The organism is Terribacillus saccharophilus, assembly GCF_046592895.1.
GTDB classification, from domain to species: domain Bacteria; phylum Bacillota; class Bacilli; order Bacillales; family Amphibacillaceae; genus Terribacillus; species Terribacillus saccharophilus_D.
Map to the genome: position 1 here is coordinate 456,248 of NZ_JAWVPU010000002.1, position 14,257 is coordinate 470,504.

Here is a 14,257-nt window from a genome sequence, read left to right on the forward strand (position 1 = left end):
GAGCATATGGAAAGAAACAATGAAACGATGTTGATTACCGGTGCTTCCAGCGGACTTGGAAGGGAACTCGCTCGGCAGGCAGCTGCAGCCGGTTATCGTTTGCTGCTAGCAGCAAGATCTGTACAAAAGCTTGAGGAGCTTGCTGATGAGCTTTATGAACGCTATCAAACCGATGTCAAGGTATATCGTGCGGACTTGAGTGACGGAGTGGAATGGCGTACTGTCCTGCAACATATCACAAAAGAAAATCCGATCATCGATGTATTGATCAATAATGCTGGGGTAGGTTATTTTCGCAACTTTACCGAAATGGAAACTCTTCAGACGGAAACTACGATGCGGGTCAATAGTCTGGCCGCAATGGAAGCAACAGCAGCCGTGATACCGGGGATGATGAAGCGGGGGAGCGCTCATGTGATCATGATCGGCTCCATGGCTGGGAAAGTAGCAACTCCGAAAGCTGCAGTCTACGGGGCAAGCAAGCATGCGATCATTGGTTTCAGCAATGGCTTGCGCCAGGAATTAAAGCCGCATGGGATCCATGTGACCGCGGTTAATTTGGGCCCGATGGACACAAACTTCTTTGACACTGCCGATCCGAGTGGGCGCTATCAGCAAGCTAGCGCCGGTTATATGCTGCAGCCTGACAAAGTGGCACGAAAAATATTGGCGGCAATCGGAAAAGGCAAACGTGAAATCAACCTGCCAGGGTGGATGGGCTTTGGCAGCAAATTGTATCAGCTGCTGCCTGGGTTGGCTGAAAAAGTGCTTGGCAAGCAGTTCAGCAAAAAATAAGGAGGACATCAAGATGAAACTGACAATCACCGAAAACGCACTGGAGAAAATCCAAGCATTACAAAATGAAACACATCGCTACATCACGTTGTATTACGATACGGTTGGAATTGGCTGTAAAGTGAATGGGATTCCGACAGTCCGACTGGCTGAAGAACCGCGTCAGCGGGATATCGAGGTGGAAAGCGAGACGATACCGGCACTGGTGGATGAGCAGCAAGAAGTGTTTTTTGCAGAAGAAGTGAAGCTGGATTTCAGTAATAATGTGTTCCGTTTATCCAGTAAAGAAGGATACTTGAATGCATTGATCCCGCAAGCACATCTGACACATACTGATTTCTTGGATAGAAATGCGGAAGCTGGCAGGGGAGATTCCTGCTGACTTCCGCTTTTCCTTTATCGATGGGCAGTGTATGCAATCGGCCGTGTGACTTGCTGAAGCTTTTCGTAAACTGACGCTGGAAGACGATCTGTGTTGAGTGCAGTATTTTGCTTCACTTGATCAGATGAGCTTGCACCCATCACAGCACTCGCTAAGGCAGGGTGCTGCAGCACATAGCGAACCGCCAGTGAAGTGGAAGATGTATGCTCCTGATCAGCAAGTACCGCAAGCTTATCACTTGCTGCCAGCAGCTCCTCGTACGAGTGTTCCAAATAGCCATCGGTTCCTTTTTGCTTCACTTTCTCACTTGCTTTGTCACTGAGCATGCCTTTGGCAACGCTGCCTCGTGCAAAGACACTGATGGAGTTGTCTGCAAGCATATCGAGTACTTGTTCTTCCGGTCTTCGATCGAGCAGGCTATACTGCATCATCACACTGACGATATTCGAACGCTCTACATATTCGCGAATCACATTTGGGCGGATGGAAGAGATACCGTAGTGACGGATCAATCCTTCTTTTTTCAATGTTTCGAATGCATCGATCGTTTCATCGATATCATCATCCATCGTTCCGCCATGAAGCTGGTAAAGATCGAGATAATCGGTTTGAAGTCTGCGGAGACTTTCCTTTATCTGCGACATAATGTACGATTTGCTCGCATCCCAGTGCCATGTTTTGCCGTCCGGATTCAGCTTGTTACCGACTTTACTGGCCAAGATGACCTGATCTCGTCGTCCTTTGAAAGCTTTTCCGACGATCTCCTCATTTTTTCCTTGATCATATAAATCTGCAGTATCAAAGTAATTGATACCAAGATCTTGTGCCTCGTGAAGCAGGCGGATCCCTTTTTGCTCTTCGGTACCGATACTCATCGTTCCAAAAGATATCTCTGAAACATGAAGATCCGATGTGCCTACCTGTCGTTTTTGCATGCTGTATGCCACCTTCCTTTTCTGTTTATCTTTCCAGTGTAAGCGTAAGCGGAGCAGCAGACAACTTATGTGTACCATGCAAGCTATGCTAAAATGATAGAAGCAAAGAAAAGGAGTGTACATAATGAAGAAATTTGAAGAAAAAACGATTGAAACATCCAAAATATATGATGGTAAAGTGATTTCCCTGCGAGTCGATACTGTTTCTTTGCCAGATGGAAATACCTCCAAGCGGGAACTGATCAAGCATCCTGGTGCCGTTGCCATCATCCCGATAACCAAAGACGGTAAAATCATCTTTGTCGAGCAATATCGGAAAGCACTTGAAAAATCAATCATCGAAATACCTGCTGGCAAGCTGGAACCAGGTGAAGAGCCGGAAGTGACGGCTGTAAGAGAGCTTGAAGAAGAGACAGGCTATACGACGCAGAATTTGAAAAAGCTGGGATCTTTTTATACTTCCCCGGGTTTTGCTGATGAACTGCTGCACGTATACGAAGCAGATGACATTGAACCTATGGCTGAAAAAATCGCCGGAGATGATGATGAATTCGTCGAACTGAAGCAATTGACGTTGGAAGAAGCAGAAGCACTCGTAGCCGAAGAACGAATTCATGATGCCAAAACGATGTACGCGCTGCTTTACCTTCGCTTAAAAAAGCAATCGTAAGTAACAGTTCTATCAGACAAGCTTCCGACATAGATTCTAGTAACTAGACTAGAATACGGAGGCAGATAAGATGAAGCAGCGGGAGTTCATTCTTTTTCATCATGTTAAACAGCATGCAACAAGTTATTTGTTCATGCTTGTTTTGTTCCTGATAGGTATCATTTTCGGTGCGATTGTCGTTAACAGTATGAATTTTACACAAAAAGAAGACTTATTCTATTATCTCGAACGATTTTTCGCCCAGCTGCAACAGGGTCAAGTCATCAGCAAGCAGGAGATCCTGCAGTCAAGTTTTCTTGCGCATTTGAAGTTTTTGCTGTTTTTGTATGTGCTCGGCCTTTCCATCATCGGTATTCCGATCATTTGGACGCTGTTATTCAGTAAAGGACTGATGATGGGCTTCAGTGTCGGCTTCCTCGTCAATCAGCTCGGCTGGAAGGGTCTGCTGCTTGCCGCAGCAGCTGTAGCGCCGCAGAATCTAGTGGTCATCCCGCTCTATTTGATCGCGGGAACAAGCGCCATGCTGTTTTCCATCACCCTTTTGCGCAAGCTGATCGCCAAGCGGTCGCCATTATCATTAAGGCGTTATTTTTTACAATACAGCACCATTTTCTTAGTGCTTATAACAGGATCTGCTGCTGCTGCGTTAATGGAAACATTCCTTTCCAACCCGCTATTATCCATGCTTGTGAATGATTTGCTGTAAAAGTGATTTTTAATAATGATTATAATTAACAGTTTATAATGATTATAATTTGACACTTTTTTTGCAATCGGTATATAATGAGTGTGGGATTACGAGGGAGGAATTCACTTGGAACACCGCATTGAACGCATCAAGAAGCAATTACATGCGCAAAGCTACAAGCTGACACCGCAGCGGGAAGCGACGGTACGCGTGCTGCTCGAGCGAGAAGAGGATCATTTAAGCGCTGAAGACGTCTACCTCCTCGTAAAGGAAAAAGCACCGGAAATCGGCTTGGCTACTGTATATCGGACATTGGAATTATTATCTGAACTGAAAATCGTTGATAAAATAAACTTCGGGGATGGCGTTTCCCGTTACGACCTTCGCAAAGAAGGGGCAACGCATTTCCATCACCACTTAGTCTGCATGGAATGCGGATCAGTCGAGGAGATAGATGAAGACCTTTTGGAAGATGTTGAAAAAATCGTCCAAACCGACTGGGGATTCAAGGTGAAAGATCACCGCCTTACTTTCCATGGCATCTGCCGCGTCTGTCAAGCCGCTGAAAAGGAAGAAGAACTCGAAACAGCTGCTGTTCAAGTGAATCGGACATCATAAGCAAATGAGGCCTTTCCAATAATGTGGAAAAGGCTTTCTTTCGTTTGATTAACCATTTTACAAAACAACAGGAATGAGGTAACGTTATCCTGTACGTATAATTTCCACTTTCTTTGGCATAGTCTGTTACATAGACAAGTCATGGAAAGGAGAAAAGTACATGAAACGATTCGTCTTCGACACCTGTAAGCTGCTGCTTGTGTTTGTTGCTTGCTCTGCCTTTTTCTATTTTGGTTTACGGTTCATCCATAGTGAGTATGAGAGCTATCATCGATATGACCCGCCAGAAGGAAATGCAGTGAAAGTAGCAGCCATGGAACAGGAAAGTCTAGTCGATAGGATGACGTTATTCTTCCGGTTAGGAGAGTAGGCTGACATGCAAGAAGCTTTGGATGATTTTATCCATTATCTGCAGATTGAACGGGGTCTTTCAGAAAACACACTGCAATCCTACGCCCGGGATCTGCGTACATATGCAAAATATCTGCAGGAAAATGAAGTGAAGGAATGGTCACTTGTCACGCGTGCCAAGCTGACTGCTTATTTGCGCTGGCTGCATGATGACGGAAAGTCGGCCGCGACGATTGCGAGGACATTGTCAAGCATCCGCCTTTTCCATCAATTCCTGCTTCGTGAATATGGATTGAAAGAAGATCCGAGCATACATATCGATACACCGAAAAAAGAGCGTAAACTACCGAAAATCCTCTCGTCTGAGGAAGTGGACAAACTGCTCACCTGCCCGGGGACGGATTTGCTGACGATCCGGAACAGAGCGATGCTGGAAACACTTTATGCTACCGGATTGCGGGTGTCCGAGCTCTTGGCACTTGAGCTGGATGATCTGCATCTCGAAATGGGGTTCGTCCGCTGTTTCGGGAAAGGATCGAAAGAACGGATCGTCCCGCTCGGGGATATGGCGAAAGCTAGGCTGGAGGAGTATATGAATCGCTCCCGCAAACAGCTGCTCAAGTCAAAAACCAGTGACATACTATTCGTGAATCATCATGGCAACTCCTTGTCAAGACAAGGCTTCTGGAAAGTGTTGAAACAGATTGCCCGCGACGCCGGGATACAAAAAGAGATAACCCCGCACACATTGCGTCATTCGTTTGCAACGCATTTGCTGGAGAATGGGGCTGATTTGCGTGCCGTTCAGGAAATGCTCGGTCATGCAGATATCAGTACGACACAGATATACACACATGTGACGAAAACAAGGCTGAAGGATATTTACAAAACGCACCATCCTCGGGCTTAAGAGGTTTATATTAGGAGGCAATAAAGTTGGATTTCAAACGCGTATTTCTTATAGTGATGGACTCTGTCGGCATCGGGGAAGCGCCGGATGCTGAAGCTTTTGGCGATAAAGGAGCAGATACGCTCGGACATATCGCAACGCACCGCGCTGGATTGAACATGCCGAATATGGCGGCGCTTGGCCTTGGCAATATCCGCGAGGTGGAAGGCATCAAGGCTGCCAAACAGCCAAAAGCGTATTACACGAAAATGCAGGAAGCATCAAATGGGAAAGATACGATGACGGGCCATTGGGAAATCATGGGTCTGCGCATCGACCAGCCTTTCCGCACATTCCCGGATGGGTTCCCGGACGCATTGCTTGATGAATTGAAGCAGCGCACGGGCCGCGGTATCATCGGTAATAAACCTGCATCCGGTACGGAAATCCTGGATGAGCTTGGTGAAGAGCATATGCAGACTGGTGATTTGATCGTGTACACATCTGCCGACTCTGTTTTGCAGATTGCTGCGCATGAAGATATCATCCCGCTTGAAGAACTGTACAAAATATGCGAAATCGCACGTGAAATGACATTGGATGACCCTTATATGGTAGGAAGGATCATCGCACGTCCATTCGTGGGAAAACCTGGTGCCTTTGAACGAACATCAAACCGCCATGATTATGCATTGAAGCCGTTTGGCAGAACGACGATGAACAGCATGCAAGACGCGGACCTGGATGTCATCGCACTTGGTAAAATCTCCGATATATATGATGGCGAAGGTGTTACCAAAGCCATCCGCACCAAAGACAATGAAGATGGTATGACGAAAATCGTCGGAAGTATGGACGAAGACTTTACTGGTATCAGTTTCCTGAACCTGGTCGATTTCGATGCGAAATATGGCCATCGCCGTGATCCGGAAGGTTACGCGCAGGCGCTGGAGGATTATGACAAGCGTCTGCCGGAAGTTCTTGATAAGCTGAAGGAAGACGATTTACTGCTCATCACAGCAGATCACGGTAATGATCCGACAGCTCCCGGGACAGATCACACGCGGGAATATGTACCATTGATTGCTTATCATACTGGTATCGAGCAAGGGGAAGAACTGCCATTGCGGCATACATTTGCCGATATTGCAGCAACGATTGCGGATAATTTCAATATAGAAATGCCGGAGCACGGAACAAGCTTTTTAGAAGCGTTAAAAAAGGGGAAATGAATATGCAGGCAGAAGCGATAAAGCAAGCAGCAGATTATATTAAAGGCAAATTGACTGCACAGCCAAAGATAGGATTGATTCTTGGATCAGGACTTGGAGTCTTGGCTGATGAAATCACAGATACTACAGTCGTACCTTATGGGGAGATTCCGGGTTTTCCGGTTTCCACAGTAAGCGGTCATAAAGGACAGCTTGTGATCGGTCAGCTGGAAGGGCAGCATGTCATCGCCATGCAAGGACGATTCCATTTTTATGAAGGATATCCGATGGAATTGGTGACATTGCCTGTGCGTGTCATGAAAGCACTCGGTGTGGACACACTGATCGTCACCAATGCAGCTGGTGGCATCAATGAGAGCTTCGAGCCGGGCAATCTGATGCTGATCACAGACCATATCAACAATATGGGTACAAATCCATTGATCGGTCCAAATGACGAAGAACTCGGAGCACGTTTCCCGGACATGTCTTCTGTTTATAGCAAGCAGCTTTTGGGACATGCACGCAATGTGGCAGCAGAAATCGGTTTGAAAGTAAAAGAAGGCGTATATATCGGCAATACCGGCCCTTCATACGAAACAGGTGCTGAAGTTCGTATGCTTCGTACATGGGGCGGAGATGCTGTCGGCATGTCAACGGTACCGGAAGTGATCGTAGCCAGTCATGCAAAAATGAATGTTTTGGGCATCTCCTGTATTTCCAACATGGCAGCAGGCATCCTAGACCAGCCGCTGACGCATGATGAAGTGATGGAAACAACAGGTCAGGTAAGGGAAGACTTTCTTCGTTTCGTAAAAGAAATCGTCAAGCAGCTTCCAATACAGTAAAGCAGGTGAAAAGCAAATGAGAATGGTTGATTTAATCACGAAGAAAAGAGATGGCGGAGCGCTGTCCAAAGAAGAAATTGCTTTCTTCGTCCAAGGTTATACAAAAGGGGACATCCCGGATTATCAGGCGTCTGCCTTCTTGATGACAATCTACTTCAATGGCATGACAGAAGAAGAAACAGCTTGGCTGACAGAGGAAATGTCCACTTCTGGAGAGACTTTCGACCTTAGCAGCATCGAAGGTAAGAAAGTGGATAAACATAGCACAGGCGGAGTAGGGGATAAAATCACTTTGATCACTGGTCCTCTCGTAGCCGCTATCGGTATCCCGGTTGCAAAAATGTCCGGACGCGGTTTGGGACATACTGGCGGTACGCTGGATAAACTGGAATCTTTCCAAGGTTTCTCCATCGATTTGAGCCGGGAGCAATTCATGGGATTGGTGAATGAAAACAAACTCGCGGTAGCAGGACAGACTGGAAACTTGGCACCAGCAGATAAGAAACTTTATGCGCTGCGTGATGTGACAGGCACGGTTAATACGATTCCGCTGATTGCAAGCTCGATCATGAGTAAAAAGCTGGCATCCGGTGCCGAAGCGATCGTACTCGATGTAAAAACGGGTTCCGGAGCTTTCATGAAATCATTGGATGACTCCAGGAAGCTGGCAGAAACAATGGTCAAAATCGGCAATAACCTCGGCCGCCAAACTGTGGCTGTCATCACTGACATGAACCAGCCGCTTGGATTCGAAGTCGGCAACAGCAATGAAGTGAAAGAAGCGATCCAAGTGTTGAGCGGTGAGAAAATAACAGATCTGCGTGAAATCTCTGTTGAGCTTGCAACGCATATGGCACTGCTTGCAGGTAAGTTCGAAAATTACGATGATGCTCGCGCTCATTTGGAAGCTTGTTTGGACAATGGAACCGCACTGGCAGCATTCCGCACTTTCATCGGTGCCCAAGGCGGCGATACAGCGCTTGTCGATAATCCTGAACTTCTCCCTCAAGCTGATCATCATATCGAAGTGAAGGCACCTACAGATGGATTCGTTCACAGCATCGATGCGGAAGGAATCGGTACAGCAGCTATGTATTTAGGTGCAGGCCGCGCGACAAAAGATGATGATATCGATCATGCAGTCGGTATCACATTGAAGAAAAAGCAAGGTGATCAAGTACATCAAGGTGAAACAATCGCCATCTTGCATGCTCGTGATGCCAAAGCAGCTGATTCAGTTAACAAAGTATTGGCTTCTTATACGATTGATACGGTTCAGCCTGAAAAAACAAAGCTGATTTATGATGTCATTTCCTGATACGAAAGCAGTCCTGAAAAGGGCTGCTTTTTTTGTGTACAAAACATTAATAAATAAACTCATTTGGGAGAATCTAACTGTATTACCGTAAACGGAGGAACCTTACATGAGAAAAATGAGTCTGATCAGTATGCTGATTGCTTTTGTAATCTGTCTTGGTCTGGTGCCAGTCCAAGCTTCTGCTGAAAAACAGGAGGAGAAGACGGCTAAATCATCGATTTTGATCGAACGTGATACCGGCCGCGTCCTTGCCGGGGAGAATATGGAGGAAGAACTTCCGCCAGCTAGTATGACGAAGATAATGACCATGCTTCTGATCATGGAGGAAATCGATGCAGGCAAGCTTAAATATGATGAAAAGGTTCGAGCGAGTGAGTATGCTGCCAGCATGGGAGGATCACAGATTTTCCTTGAACCAGGCGAAGAAATGACAGTGAAGGATCTGCTCAAAGGCATTGCAGTCGCCTCCGGCAATGATGCGAGTGTGGCATTGGCTGAGAAGATTGCCGGGACAGAGGATGCTTTTGTGAAGAAAATGAATGAGAAGGCACGCGAACTGGGGCTTTCCCATACAAAGTTCCAAAACGTGACCGGGCTGCCGGCAGCGGATCATTATTCGACTGCCAAAGATATGGCGCTGATGGCGCGGGCATTGCTTGGGCATGAAGAAATCACGGAATTCACTAGTATTTATGAGGATTATCTGCGTAAGGATTCCGATGATCCGTTTTGGCTCGTGAATACAAATAAACTGGTGAAATTCTATCCGGGTGTGGATGGATTGAAAACAGGTTTTACGAAAGAAGCTCGCTATTGTCTCACAGCAACTGCGAAAAAAGACGGCATGCGTGTGATCGCTGTCGTAATGGGAGCACAAACGCCAAAGCAGCGGAACAATGAAGTAGCCCGCCTGCTGGACTACGGTTTTAATCAGTATACGGTGAAACAGCTGTACAAACAGGATCAGACCGTTGCCAAGCTTGATATGCTCAAAGCACGTAAGAAAGATGTTCCAGTCGTTACGGCAGAGCCAGTTTCTTTACTTGTCAAAAAGGGAGAAAAGCTTGGTGAATTGTCATCTGAAGTCGTTTTTGACGAAGAGTTGACACTGCCGCTCAAAGCTGGCGAGAAAATTGGCGAGCTGAAAGTGACAGCTGATGGCAAGCTGATTTCATCCACGCCAGTGATCATGAAGGAAGATCTTCCAAAAGCCAGCTATTGGCTCATGATCAAACGCAGCTTCGATGATATGGTGAAATTCCACTGATTCTGACTAAGACAAGCATTTATCTTCTAATTTTGTCACCTGAAAGGTTTTCGCCTTTTTTTGCAGAAATCTATATGCAGATAAAGGAGGAGAAAGCTATGGGGTTGACAGTTGATTATGAATTGAAAGAATCCATCTTGGTGGCACGTCTTGATGGTGAGCTTGACCATCACACGGCGAGCGAATTGAAAGAAAGCTGGCAGCTTGCATTGCAGCAGCCAGGCATAAAACATATGGTCTTGAATTTGGAATCTCTTTCATTCATGGATAGCTCTGGTCTGGGTGTCATACTAGGCAGGTATAAAGAATTGAAAGCAGAAGGCAGGGAGATGGTCGTCTGCAGTCTGACGCCGGCTGTGGACAGGCTGTTTCAGCTGTCGGGATTATTCAAGATCATCCGATTTGAAGAAAATGAGCGCTTTGCGCTGGAAACTTTCGGGGTGGTATTATCATGAACACGAATATGATGCGGTTTTCCTTTTCAAGCCAAAGCAGGAACGAAGCGTTTGCCCGTGTAACTGTCGCGTCATTCGTCTCGCAGCTGGACCCGACGATGGACGAGCTGACTGAAATCAAGACAGTCGTCTCCGAAGCGGTGACGAATAGCATCATCCATGGCTATAACTCAGATCCCGATCAGATGATCACAATCGTCTGCACGCTGTCGGATGATGAAGTGGAGCTGATCATCCAAGATGAAGGTGTCGGCATTCCGGATGTGGACGAAGCGATGGAGCCGCTATATACATCCAAGCCGGACATGGAAAGGTCAGGTATGGGATTTACGATCATGGAAAATTTCATGGACCATGTGTACGTGCACTCAGAAGAAGGGCGAGGCACTACGGTGACGATGAATAAACAGTTCAACTCCAACAAAGCCATGAGTCAGTAGGTGGGGCTGATGGATGTATATTTTAAACAGCAGAAGGCAAAAGAACAATTGACCGATAAGCAAGTGAAAACATACATCCAGTTAAGTCAGAATGGCGACAAAGAAGCAAGGGATATCCTTGTCGAGAGGAATGTACGGCTCGTATGGTCGGTCGTCCAGCGCTTCATCAACCGCGGCTATGAACCCGATGATCTGTTCCAGATCGGCTGTATCGGATTGATCAAGTCGATCGACAAATTCGATCTTTCATATGATGTACGTTTTTCCACCTACGCGGTGCCGATGATCATTGGTGAAATTCAGCGTTTCATCCGCGATGATGGCAGTCTCAAAGTCAGCCGATCACTGAAGGAGACAGCCAACAAAGTACGCAGGAAAAAGGAAGAAATGACAAAAGACCTCAACCGTGTGCCGACGATCCAGGAAATCGCCAAAGAGCTGGAGCTTTCTCCAGAGGAAATCGTCCATGCCGAGGAGGCTGCCAAGCTGCCGCATTCGATTCATGAGACGGTCTTCGAAAATGATGGTGATCCGATAACGCTGCTGGATCAGATTGCAGAACAAGATAATAATTGGTTCGATAAGCTTGCCTTGCAGGAAGCGATTCAATCTCTTGATGAAAGAGAGCGTCTTATCGTATATTTGCGTTTTTACAAAGACCAGACGCAGTCCGAAGTATCGGATCGTCTTGGCATATCCCAGGTCCAAGTTTCAAGACTCGAAAAGAAAATATTGGCCAGCATCAAGGAACAGCTGGAAAAGTAGCTTTTGCACACGATGTGCGAAAGCTTTTTTATTGCCTGGAATTACCAGCATGTTTTTCGATGCTTATCCCATACTAAGTACAGAAACCCTTCTTCATAGGAGAGGTGTATGATGCACATTGTATATATCCGGTTCATCCGGAAGCTAACCACATCCCCCGCGTCCGTGATCAAGCTGAAAGACATAGCACATATCGCGAACGCAGGGGATTATAAGGAACGAATGCTAGACACAGTCATTTACAGGATCACCGAAAAAGACAGCAATATCGTCGTGCTGGATTGTTTCTCGGTGTTTCAGCAGCTGATGAAACTGTTCCCTGAACATGAACTCCAGCTGATGGGAGCAGAACAGACGATCGTTTCTGTCCAGCACAGCACCAAACGTACTGCATGGCCGCTCGTCATTATCATCTGGCTCCTTTTGTTCATCGGGTCAGCGATGACGATCATGAATTTTCATTTTGACGTTGCGATGGAACCGGTACAGCAGCAGATTCATTTTCTGGTGACGGGAGAGAGGCTCCTGCACCCGCTATGGCTGCAAATCCCATACAGCATCGGTATTGGAGTGGGGATGATCCTTTTCTTCAACCATGTGTTCAAGAAACGGCTGAATGAGGAACCGAGCCCTTTGGAAGTGGAGATGCATAACTACCAGCGCGATATGGATGTGTACGTCGCGTATCACGAAAATGAATTGGAACAACAGCATGTGGATCGCCATAGCTGAAGTGATCATCGGACTGAGTGCAGGGCTCGCTACCGGGGCAGGGTTCGTTGCTTTCCTTACCGTGCTTGGTATCATTCCGAGACTCATCCAGCTAAGCAAAACACAGCGTTTCCTCATTTCATACGAAGCAGGGGTAATAGCCGGCGCATTTGCTGGTACCATCCTGTCTTTTCATTACTTCCATTTCCATGCGCCGATACTAATCATCATACTATGGGGCCTCCTGCATGGTATCTTCGTCGGGATGTTAGCTGCTGCCTTGACGGAAGTGCTGAATGTCTTTCCGATCCTGACCAGACGCATAGGATTGGATGGAAGTCTTATCTGGTTTTTCATGGCAATCGTACTGGGTAAAATCACAGGGTCATTGTTCCAATGGCTTTTATTTTCCTACTAATTCAAAGAGGTGACATCATGGATTCCAAGTTTAAAAAAGAAAATTACACGAATACAGCGAAAACGTATTATCCGAAAGTGCCATACTTCAAAAATTGTTTGAAAGCCTTCTTGGTAGGTGGTTTCATTTGCTTGATCGGGGAATTGCTGACCAAGTTTTATATGCAAATATTCGATATGACGCAGCAAGAGGCTGGAACGCCGACTGTAACCACATTGATCTTGCTTTCTTCTTTGCTGACAGGGTTCGGGGTATATGATCGCATCGCGCAGTTCGCGGGTGCTGGTTCTGCAGTTCCGGTTACAGGATTTGCCAATGCGGTGACAAGTGCTGCTTTGGAATATAAGTCAGAAGGCTATGTGCTTGGGGTCGGGTCCAATATGTTTAAACTTGCTGGCAGTGTCATCGTATTCGGGGTTACATCGGCCTATATAGTCGGGATCATCCGTTACGTTTTCAGCCAGCTGATCGGAGGGTGAAAAAATGGTGAAAATGGGCAAGCAGTCATGGACATTGAATCAGCGGATTTATATACAGGAAACAGGAACCAGTGTCGGACCGAAAGAATCACTAGGGCCGCTTGGGAGCTCCTTTGATAAGACATACGATGATCTTTATTGCGGGGAAGACAACTGGGAAATGGCTGAAAGAAGATTATTGCAAGATGCTTTGCAAGTGACTTTGGAAAAGGCCGGACTAAAGCCGCAGGATATCGACATGTTCATCGCCGGTGATCTGCTGAACCAGAATGTCAGTGCCAATTATACGGCAAGAGATCTGGATATGTCTTATCTGGGTATGTTCGGAGCTTGCTCCACCAGCATGGAAACATTGGCGATAGCTTCCCAACTGGTCGATTCCGGAGCAGCCGACCGCATCTTGACAGCTGTCTGCAGCCATAACGCAACTGCTGAGCGGCAATTCCGCTTCCCGACGGAATATGGGAACCAAAAACCTGCTACTGCAACCAGTACTGCCACAGGGGCAGGCTGTGCATTGGTCAGTAAAACCAAAAGTCCGATCCGTATCGAAGGAGCTACGATTGGTAAAGTGGTCGATTTCGGCGCAACCAATGCCTTTGATTTGGGAAGTGCGATGGTTCCAGCTGCTTATGACACGATCAAGCGTCATTTGAGCGATTTTGGCAGGACTCCTGCAGATTATGATTTGATTGTGACAGGAGATTTATCGAGTGTCGGCTCACCGATTCTGAAGGATATGCTGCGCAGTGATGGAATCAATATCGATGCCGTACATAAAGATTGCGGCAATCTGCTTTATAACAATGACCAAGGAATGCTTGCCGGCGGAAGCGGTACTGCATGTTCGGCCATCGTGACCTACAGCCATCTTTTGGATGAAATGCGCAAAGGCACTTACAACCGGATATTGGTCACCGCTACTGGTGCGTTGATGAACCCGACCATGATTCGGCAGAAAGAGTCGATACCTGCCATTGCACATAGTGTTGTGCTCGTAAGGGAGGAGGGATGAAC

The 14,257-nt window shown here is 46.7% G+C and carries 19 protein-coding genes; 18 read left to right on the forward strand and 1 reads right to left on the reverse strand.

Translation table 11 applies throughout. The annotated features are described in order from the left end of the window. Positions 1–6 precede the first annotated feature (6 nt). Together SFC66_RS08090 and SFC66_RS08095 are read left to right on the forward strand one after the other, a co-directional pair. Entirely contained in the window at positions 7–795 is a 789-nt protein-coding gene (locus SFC66_RS08090) for an SDR family NAD(P)-dependent oxidoreductase (RefSeq protein WP_411218191.1), read from the forward strand. 13 nt (positions 796–808) lie between these two features. Then, entirely contained in the window at positions 809–1,177 is a 369-nt protein-coding gene (locus tag SFC66_RS08095) for an iron-sulfur cluster biosynthesis family protein (protein WP_411218192.1), read from the forward strand. Between the two features lie 14 nt (positions 1,178–1,191). On the opposite strand, the gene SFC66_RS08100 is transcribed toward SFC66_RS08095, so the two are convergent. Then, the gene (locus SFC66_RS08100) at positions 1,192–2,112 is read right to left on the reverse strand and encodes an aldo/keto reductase (RefSeq protein WP_411218193.1); all 921 of its coding nucleotides are present in this window, start codon (positions 2,110–2,112) and stop codon (positions 1,192–1,194) included. A gap of 124 nt (positions 2,113–2,236) precedes the next feature. Here SFC66_RS08100 and SFC66_RS08105 point away from each other — a divergent pair, with 124 nt between their 5' ends. The 16 genes from SFC66_RS08105 to spoVAD all read left to right on the forward strand — a co-directional run bounded on the left by SFC66_RS08105 (position 2,237) and on the right by spoVAD (position 14,255). Beyond that, complete coding sequence (locus SFC66_RS08105; protein WP_411218194.1) at positions 2,237–2,782, forward strand: NUDIX hydrolase; 546 nt, start codon at positions 2,237–2,239, stop codon at positions 2,780–2,782. A 70-nt stretch (positions 2,783–2,852) separates the two neighbouring features. Next, positions 2,853–3,488, forward strand: coding sequence for a stage II sporulation protein M (gene spoIIM, locus SFC66_RS08110; RefSeq protein WP_411218195.1), 636 nt, complete (start codon positions 2,853–2,855; stop codon positions 3,486–3,488). Positions 3,489–3,596: 108 nt separating this feature from the next. Beyond that, a complete protein-coding gene (fur, locus tag SFC66_RS08115) occupies positions 3,597–4,088 on the forward strand; it encodes a ferric iron uptake transcriptional regulator (protein WP_411218196.1) in 492 nt (163 codons plus the stop codon). A 160-nt stretch (positions 4,089–4,248) separates the two neighbouring features. Beyond that, the gene (locus tag SFC66_RS08120) at positions 4,249–4,458 is read left to right on the forward strand and encodes a DUF4227 family protein (RefSeq protein WP_095222606.1); all 210 of its coding nucleotides are present in this window, start codon (positions 4,249–4,251) and stop codon (positions 4,456–4,458) included. Between the two features lie 6 nt (positions 4,459–4,464). Next, positions 4,465–5,349 carry a site-specific tyrosine recombinase XerD gene (gene xerD / locus SFC66_RS08125; RefSeq protein WP_411218197.1) on the forward strand — a complete coding sequence of 295 codons (885 nt, stop codon included), beginning with the start codon at positions 4,465–4,467 and terminating at the stop codon, positions 5,347–5,349. 26 nt (positions 5,350–5,375) lie between these two features. Then, on the forward strand, positions 5,376–6,560 hold the full coding sequence (gene deoB / locus SFC66_RS08130) for a phosphopentomutase (protein WP_411218198.1): 1,185 nt from the start codon (positions 5,376–5,378) through the stop codon (positions 6,558–6,560). A 2-nt stretch (positions 6,561–6,562) separates the two neighbouring features. Next, positions 6,563–7,387, forward strand: a complete 825-nt coding sequence (locus SFC66_RS08135) for a purine-nucleoside phosphorylase (RefSeq protein ID WP_411218199.1) — start codon at positions 6,563–6,565, stop codon at positions 7,385–7,387. 16 nt (positions 7,388–7,403) lie between these two features. Then, entirely contained in the window at positions 7,404–8,705 is a 1,302-nt protein-coding gene (locus SFC66_RS08140) for a pyrimidine-nucleoside phosphorylase (RefSeq protein WP_411218200.1), read from the forward strand. A 106-nt stretch (positions 8,706–8,811) separates the two neighbouring features. Further along, the gene (locus tag SFC66_RS08145; protein WP_411218201.1) at positions 8,812–9,972 is read left to right on the forward strand and encodes a D-alanyl-D-alanine carboxypeptidase family protein; all 1,161 of its coding nucleotides are present in this window, start codon (positions 8,812–8,814) and stop codon (positions 9,970–9,972) included. A gap of 98 nt (positions 9,973–10,070) precedes the next feature. Continuing rightward, the gene (spoIIAA, locus tag SFC66_RS08150) at positions 10,071–10,427 is read left to right on the forward strand and encodes an anti-sigma F factor antagonist (RefSeq protein ID WP_411218202.1); all 357 of its coding nucleotides are present in this window, start codon (positions 10,071–10,073) and stop codon (positions 10,425–10,427) included. Further along, positions 10,424–10,867: an anti-sigma F factor gene (gene spoIIAB, locus SFC66_RS08155; RefSeq protein WP_411218203.1), complete on the forward strand. Its 444-nt coding sequence runs from the start codon at positions 10,424–10,426 to the stop codon at positions 10,865–10,867. The genes spoIIAA and spoIIAB overlap by 4 nt, the downstream gene beginning before the upstream one ends. A gap of 9 nt (positions 10,868–10,876) precedes the next feature. Next, positions 10,877–11,632: an RNA polymerase sporulation sigma factor SigF gene (gene sigF / locus SFC66_RS08160; RefSeq protein ID WP_411218204.1), complete on the forward strand. Its 756-nt coding sequence runs from the start codon at positions 10,877–10,879 to the stop codon at positions 11,630–11,632. 108 nt (positions 11,633–11,740) lie between these two features. Further along, positions 11,741–12,364 carry a stage V sporulation protein AA gene (locus SFC66_RS08165; RefSeq protein WP_411218205.1) on the forward strand — a complete coding sequence of 208 codons (624 nt, stop codon included), beginning with the start codon at positions 11,741–11,743 and terminating at the stop codon, positions 12,362–12,364. Continuing rightward, positions 12,345–12,761, forward strand: coding sequence for a stage V sporulation protein AB (locus SFC66_RS08170; protein ID WP_411218206.1), 417 nt, complete (start codon positions 12,345–12,347; stop codon positions 12,759–12,761). Before SFC66_RS08165 ends, SFC66_RS08170 begins: the two co-directional genes overlap by 20 nt. Positions 12,762–12,778: 17 nt before the next feature. Next, a complete protein-coding gene (gene spoVAC, locus SFC66_RS08175; RefSeq protein ID WP_411218207.1) occupies positions 12,779–13,240 on the forward strand; it encodes a stage V sporulation protein AC in 462 nt (153 codons plus the stop codon). Positions 13,241–13,244: 4 nt separating this feature from the next. After that, positions 13,245–14,255 (forward strand): stage V sporulation protein AD, encoded by a 1,011-nt coding sequence (spoVAD, locus tag SFC66_RS08180; protein WP_411218208.1) that lies wholly within the window; start codon positions 13,245–13,247, stop codon positions 14,253–14,255. Positions 14,256–14,257 lie beyond the last annotated feature (2 nt).

Coding starts and splice junctions, on each gene's coding strand:
- SFC66_RS08090 (WP_411218191.1), top strand. CDS start 7: ATGGAAAGAAACAATGAAACGATGTTGATTACCGGTGCTTCCAGCGGA.
- SFC66_RS08095 (WP_411218192.1), top strand. CDS start 809: ATGAAACTGACAATCACCGAAAACGCACTGGAGAAAATCCAAGCATTA.
- SFC66_RS08100 (WP_411218193.1), bottom strand. CDS start 2,112: ATGCAAAAACGACAGGTAGGCACATCGGATCTTCATGTTTCAGAGATA.
- SFC66_RS08105 (WP_411218194.1), top strand. CDS start 2,237: ATGAAGAAATTTGAAGAAAAAACGATTGAAACATCCAAAATATATGAT.
- spoIIM (WP_411218195.1), top strand. CDS start 2,853: ATGAAGCAGCGGGAGTTCATTCTTTTTCATCATGTTAAACAGCATGCA.
- SFC66_RS08120 (WP_095222606.1), top strand. CDS start 4,249: ATGAAACGATTCGTCTTCGACACCTGTAAGCTGCTGCTTGTGTTTGTT.
- xerD (WP_411218197.1), top strand. CDS start 4,465: ATGCAAGAAGCTTTGGATGATTTTATCCATTATCTGCAGATTGAACGG.
- SFC66_RS08135 (WP_411218199.1), top strand. CDS start 6,563: ATGCAGGCAGAAGCGATAAAGCAAGCAGCAGATTATATTAAAGGCAAA.
- SFC66_RS08140 (WP_411218200.1), top strand. CDS start 7,404: ATGAGAATGGTTGATTTAATCACGAAGAAAAGAGATGGCGGAGCGCTG.
- SFC66_RS08145 (WP_411218201.1), top strand. CDS start 8,812: ATGAGAAAAATGAGTCTGATCAGTATGCTGATTGCTTTTGTAATCTGT.
- spoIIAA (WP_411218202.1), top strand. CDS start 10,071: ATGGGGTTGACAGTTGATTATGAATTGAAAGAATCCATCTTGGTGGCA.
- spoIIAB (WP_411218203.1), top strand. CDS start 10,424: ATGAACACGAATATGATGCGGTTTTCCTTTTCAAGCCAAAGCAGGAAC.
- sigF (WP_411218204.1), top strand. CDS start 10,877: ATGGATGTATATTTTAAACAGCAGAAGGCAAAAGAACAATTGACCGAT.
- SFC66_RS08165 (WP_411218205.1), top strand. CDS start 11,741: ATGATGCACATTGTATATATCCGGTTCATCCGGAAGCTAACCACATCC.
- SFC66_RS08170 (WP_411218206.1), top strand. CDS start 12,345: ATGTGGATCGCCATAGCTGAAGTGATCATCGGACTGAGTGCAGGGCTC.
- spoVAC (WP_411218207.1), top strand. CDS start 12,779: ATGGATTCCAAGTTTAAAAAAGAAAATTACACGAATACAGCGAAAACG.
- spoVAD (WP_411218208.1), top strand. CDS start 13,245: ATGGTGAAAATGGGCAAGCAGTCATGGACATTGAATCAGCGGATTTAT.